This window comes from Parasphingorhabdus sp., assembly GCF_036964675.1.
Taxonomy (GTDB): Bacteria; Pseudomonadota; Alphaproteobacteria; order Sphingomonadales; family Sphingomonadaceae; genus Parasphingorhabdus.
The window spans coordinates 1-5,611 of the sequence record NZ_JBALTF010000058.1; the positions used below are offsets into that span (position 1 = coordinate 1).

Annotated in this window: 4 protein-coding genes; 3 read left to right on the plus strand and 1 reads right to left on the minus strand. The window is 58.7% G+C overall.

Features of this window, described 5'->3' with window-relative positions:
- The first annotated feature begins 84 nt into the window (after positions 1-84).
- Together V7665_RS10460 and V7665_RS10465 are read left to right on the plus strand one after the other, a co-directional pair.
- On the plus strand, positions 85-1,377 hold the full coding sequence (locus V7665_RS10460) for an NADH:flavin oxidoreductase/NADH oxidase family protein (protein WP_335664482.1): 1,293 nt from the start codon (positions 85-87) through the stop codon (positions 1,375-1,377).
- 253 nt (positions 1,378-1,630) lie between these two features.
- Positions 1,631-2,791 carry a GGDEF domain-containing protein gene (locus V7665_RS10465; RefSeq protein ID WP_335664483.1) on the plus strand — a complete coding sequence of 387 codons (1,161 nt, stop codon included), beginning with the start codon at positions 1,631-1,633 and terminating at the stop codon, positions 2,789-2,791.
- 21 nt (positions 2,792-2,812) lie between these two features.
- Here the strand turns inward: V7665_RS10465 and V7665_RS10470 are convergent, their stop codons facing one another.
- Positions 2,813-4,492 carry a long-chain-fatty-acid--CoA ligase gene (locus V7665_RS10470; protein WP_335664484.1) on the minus strand — a complete coding sequence of 560 codons (1,680 nt, stop codon included), beginning with the start codon at positions 4,490-4,492 and terminating at the stop codon, positions 2,813-2,815.
- Between the two features lie 106 nt (positions 4,493-4,598).
- Between V7665_RS10470 and V7665_RS10475 the strand changes: the two genes are divergently transcribed.
- The coding region (locus V7665_RS10475; RefSeq protein WP_335664485.1) for an MFS transporter at positions 4,599-5,611 on the plus strand (1,013 nt) is incomplete at its 3' end.

The following is a 5,611-nucleotide window of genomic DNA, read 5'->3' on the forward strand; positions in this document are numbered from 1 at the left end:
ATATAAATCAAACAGATGATGCCAAACATTCACCAACGTGAAAACCGCATCTGTCTCAAATTATATGACAACGGACACTTCACCATGACCATCTCCCTTTCCGATCCGTTGACACTGCCCTGCGGTGCCACCCTGCCCAACCGGCTCGCCAAGGCCGCAATGACCGAAGGCATGGCAAGTCCGGACGGTGTTCCCACAGCGGAACTGGAACGGCTTTACGGGCTCTGGTCGGACGGCGGCGCGGGGATGCTGCTGAGCGGCAATATCCAGATTGATCGTGATCATCTGGAGCGGCCGGGCAATGTTGTCATCGATAGACCGGCGGATGACGCAATGATGGCCGCGCTGACAAGCTGGGCGCAAGCCGCCACCCGCAATGGCAATCATTTCTGGGCTCAGATCAGCCATGCCGGGAGGCAAACGCAAAGCAATGTCAACCAACATCCCAAGGCACCATCGGCGATCAAATTGGGACTGCCCGGCGGACAATTTGGCGAACCGGTTGCGCTGACCATCGGAGAGATTGAAGAACTGGTCGACGGCTTTGCCCTGGCCGCCAAAACCTGTCAGCAGGCGGGCTTTACCGGCGCGCAAATCCATGCCGCGCACGGCTATCTACTGAGCAGCTTCCTCAGTCCGCGATCCAACCAGCGTAGCGACAAATATGGCGGCAGTCTGGAAAATCGGGCACGATTCCTGCTCGCCGTGGTCGCCAAGACCCGCGCTGCCGTCGGTCCCGATTTCCCGATTTCGGTCAAGCTGAACAGCGCCGATTTCCAGAAAGGCGGGTTTAATTTCAAGGATAGTCTACAGGTGGTCCAGTGGCTGGAGGATGCCAGCGTCGATCTGGTCGAAATATCCGGTGGCACCTACGAACAGCCGGCGCTGATGGGGGCGGACGGGATCGAAGAGAAAGAAGAGCAGAATGTCGCGCCGTCAACCAAGGCGCGCGAGGCCTATTTCGTCGATTTCGCAACGGCGATGCAGGACGCCGTCATGGTTCCGCTGATGGTGACCGGCGGGTTCCGGACCCGCGCGGCGATGGAATCCGCGATCGCCAGCGGCGCCGCCGATCTGATCGGCCTCGGGCGTCCGATGTGCGTGATGACCGATGCACCGAAGCAGCTATTGGAAGGCCTGGAGGCATTGCCACGGTTTGAGGACAGGCTCCATCTGCTCCCCGACTCGCTGGGCTTTCTGATGCGTTTCCAGATGGTCAAGGCGGTTGCCAGTTTCGCCGTCATCTTCTGGTTTTACGAACAGCTGGAAAATCTCGGCAAGAGCGGGACAACCGATCCGAAACTCAGCGTGTTCAAGGCATTCCGCGCGGTCGAAGCACGCAACAAGCGGATATTGGCGGCGCGCAGCCCGGACTGACCCGGGGCGGCGTTTCGCGGTTAGGGATGGCCAGCGCTAGATATTGGTGCTGGTCGGGATCTGGCTCGGCTGCAGATGGACATAGGGATGCATCCGCCGCTGGTTGCGCGCGATGATCCTTGATTCCACCGCTCTTAGTCCGGCCTGGAAGTGAGCCAGCGGTCTTTCATCCCCGATATTCGCGGCAAGCGGGCGACAACGACGGATAACTGCCTTTAAGGAGGCCTTTACACATCGCTGATATGACCACTCCATGCAGTCAGCCAGCCGACAGTTCCTGCAAAGGCTCATCCCGCCGATCCCGCCTGCTGTCCGGGACGAATTTGCCATATTGAGCGCCACCCGCCTGCAAAAACAGTCGCGCGCGCTATTTCTGGCAATGTTCCTGACCATCCCCTTCGTGCTCTATGCCTCCAGCACCGGTGCCGAACCCTGGATCCGCTATGGCATGCCGCTGGCGATGGCCAGTTTTTGCCTGATTGGTTTCATCTCGCTGATCAAGGACCGCAATGCGTGCGACAGTCCGGATCTGGCGCGCAAATTTATCGCCGAAGCGACGTTTTTTTCGGCAACCATCTGCGTCCTCGTCAGCATCTGGTGTGTGCTCAGCTGGGTCAATGCGCCAGCCGATATGCAGCTATTCTATCCCTTCACGCTCGCCATGGGTTCGCTTACGACGATCTATACGCTGGCGACGATCCGGTTGGCGGCGGTCCTCAACATCATCATCGGGATCGTCCCGATCACCATCATCCTGCTGTTGTCGGGTGATCCGCTCAGCTGGTCTGCGGCGGCCAGCCTGATCATGGTGACAACATTCCTGTTCCGGCTGATCACGCAGCAGAATGACCAATTTATCAACCTGTTGCTGTTGCAACATGAGATGCGCGAACTGGCGCATACCGATCCGCTGACCGGCCTGTTCAACCGCCGGGTATTGGGCGAACATCTGGAACGCCAGATTGCCGAGGAAGATCACCAGCGCGCATTTACCGTTGCGTTGATCGATCTCGACGCATTCAAGCCGATCAATGACCAGTTCGGTCATGCCGTCGGTGATCAATTGCTGGTGGAAGTGGCGAACCGCCTCCAGCGGGCCTGCGGCAAAAATGGTATCGTCGCGCGTATCGGTGGTGATGAATTTGCCATTTTACTCTCGCCGGATTCGGCCATATCCGCTTCGGCCTGTGCAGACCATATGCTGGCTGCGCTGGTTCCTCCCTGCATCGTTCAGGATCATGTCATTCGGGTCCAGGCGAGTATCGGTATTGCTTCCTGGCCGAGAGACGGAATTACGGCGAACAGCCTGCTCGAGGCTGCCGACAAACAGCTTTACGCCGTGAAAGATCATGCCACCGAAACACAAGCCTTCGTTTCAAAAAACAGACAGAAACTGCGCTCTACAAACGGATAGCGGCAGCTCGGCCCGTCCGGGCTAGCCCAATTCCTCTTCCCGCAGCGCCTTGCGATCCAGTTTGCCGATCATGGTTTTGGGCAGGCTGTCGCGGATCACCACATCCACCACCCGTTCGTGCTTGCCGAGTTGCGGATTGAGCCAGTCTTTCAGTTGTTCGCTGGTAACCGTCATGCCCGGTTCCAGCGCGACATAGGCCTTGGGGCTCTCGCCACGATAGGCATCGGGGACGCCGATCACCAGGGCTTCCTTGACCGCTTCATGCTTGTACAGCACCTCCTCGACCTGACTGGGGAAGACCTTGAAGCCGCCGACCGCGATCATGTCCTTCAGACGGTCGACAATCTTGATATAGCCATCCTCGTCGATCGTCGCGACATCACCTGTGCGCAGGAAACCGTCAACAAACACCTTTTCATCTTCCTCCGGCAGGTTCCAGTAGCCCTGCATCACCTGCGGGCCGGAGAATATCAATTCGCCCGGTTCTCCCTCGGGAGCAGGCTTTGTCGGATCGCCCTTGTCGACCAGCTTGACCAAAGTCCCCGGCACCGGCTGACCGATGGTCCCGGACTTGTTGAGCCCTTCATAGGGATTGGCGCTGACCACGCCGCAGCTTTCGGTCAGGCCATAGCCTTCGACCAGCTTGGCACCGGTCTTTGCCTCAAATTTCTTCTTCAGTTCCATCGGCAGGGGAGCGCCGCCCGAGACACAGACCTTGAGCGAGGAAAAGTCGGTCTTGTCGATATCGGGATGGTCGAGCAAAGCCTGATACATGGTTGGCACCCCGGGCATGGCGGTAATCCTGGTCCGGGTGATCGCCTTCAATGTCTGCTTCGCGTCAAAGCGCGGCAGCATGACAATTTCGCCGCCGCGTTCGACCGTGCGGTTGAGCACAGCGCTGTTGGCGAAGACATGGAAGAAGGGCAATACGCCCATCAACCGGTCAACCTCGTCGATAAACGGGTCGATGCTGTTGATCTGCCGGGCATTGGCGGTCAGATTCTGGTGGCTGCACATCGCACCCTTGGGCGTACCGGTGGTGCCGCCGGTATATTGCAGCAGGGCAATATCCTTGTCCGGCCGGATATTGGGAGCCTTGTAATTGCCGTCATTGTTGATCAGGTCGGAAAAGGGAGTGATCCGGTCATCCTCGGGTTGCGGGCTGTTCTCCTTACGGCGGAACAGCGAATAGAACAGCGCCTTGCCCGCCGGCAGCGCCCCGGAGATGCTGCCGACCACCAGTCGTTCGAGACTCGATTGTTCGAGCACCTGATAGGCGGTCGGGAACAGGGCGGTAGCAGATAGCGTGAACAGAATCCTGGTACCGCTGTCCTCTACCTGATGATTCAGCTCATCGACCGTATAGAGCGGCGAGAAGTTCACCACCGTCGCGCCAATCGCCATCGCACCATAATAAGCGCTGACATAATGCGGCACATTGGGCAGGAACAGACCGATCCGGTCGCCTTTGCCGATTCCCAGATCCTGAAGCCCCTTGGCGACACGGACCACCCCGGCGGCCACTTCGCCATAGCTATATTTGCGGCCCATGAAATCGAGCAGATTGGCATCGCCGCGCCGACCGGCCGAGCGGAAGAACATTCCGGGCATCGACAGCGGCGGATAGAACTGGTCCCACTGGGTGGGATGGTTATAGCGCGATTTCCAGATCGGTGGCTGGTCGGGATATGTTTCAGTCATTGACATTTGTGTAAGTGAACCCGGCTGAACTGACAATGAAAATTGCGCTATAATTGGTTCATATTTGGTTCCCTTTCCTTTCGCCGAGCGTGTAGGGCCAAGCGCCATGGCCGAATCCAAAACCACCCCCGCCGCGAAGTCCTCGCTGGTCTTCGTTTTTCTCGTCGTGCTGATCGACATGCTCGGCTTTGGCATCATCATGCCGGTCCTGCCGACACTGATCACCGGCATCACCGGCAGCTCGCTTTCCAGCGCTGCGGTCTATGCCGGCTGGCTGGCGTTCGCCTATGCCGCGATGCAATTTGTCTTCGGCCCGATTGTCGGCAATCTGTCCGATCACTATGGCCGGCGTCCGGTGCTGCTGGGCGCGCTCGGCGGCTATGCCATCGCCTATGTCCTGATGGGATTTGCGCCATCGCTTTTCTGGCTGTTTGTCGCGCGGATCATCGCCGGGATCATGGGGGCGAGCTTCAGCACCGCTTATGCTTATATCGCCGACATCACCCCGCCGGAAAAACGCGCGCAGAATTTCGGACTGATCGGCGCCGCCTTTGGCCTGGGCTTCATCTTCGGCCCGGCGATTGGCGGCATATTGGGTGAATATGGCACCCGCCTGCCCTTTTTTGCTGCGGGATTTCTGGCATCGCTCAATCTCCTGTTCGGGTTTTTCATGCTCAAGGAAAGCCTGCCGCGAGACAAACGCCGCAAATTCGATATCGCGCGCGCCAATGCTCTGGTCGCGCTCCGGGGTCTCCACGGCCAGAATAAGGTCGTTATCTGGTATGCCGCCGCGCTCACCGTCTGGATGACGGCGCATGTGGTTTATCCGATCATTTTTGCCTTTTACGCGATGGAAGCCTTTGGCTGGAGCGCTCTTACCGTCGGACTGGCACTAACCTGTGTCGGCATCGGCGCGGCGATCGTCCAGGGTCTTTTGATCCGGGTGCTGATCCCGCGCATAGGCGAACGCAATGCCGTCATCATCGGCGCGATCAGCATGGCGGCCAGCACGATGGTCTATGTGATCGCGGGACCGGACCAGGGCTGGCTGATCTTCATCGCCATTCCCATCGGTGCGCTGCAGGGTCTGTTCCAGCCCTCGATCAACGGCTTGATGAG

Excerpts from the sequence above, each read along its gene's own strand:
- V7665_RS10465 (WP_335664483.1), top strand. The coding sequence starts at position 1,631 with ATGCAGTCAGCCAGCCGACAGTTCCTGCAAAGGCTCATCCCGCCGATC.
- V7665_RS10470 (WP_335664484.1), bottom strand. The coding sequence starts at position 4,492 with ATGACTGAAACATATCCCGACCAGCCACCGATCTGGAAATCGCGCTAT.
- V7665_RS10460 (WP_335664482.1), top strand. The coding sequence starts at position 85 with ATGACCATCTCCCTTTCCGATCCGTTGACACTGCCCTGCGGTGCCACC.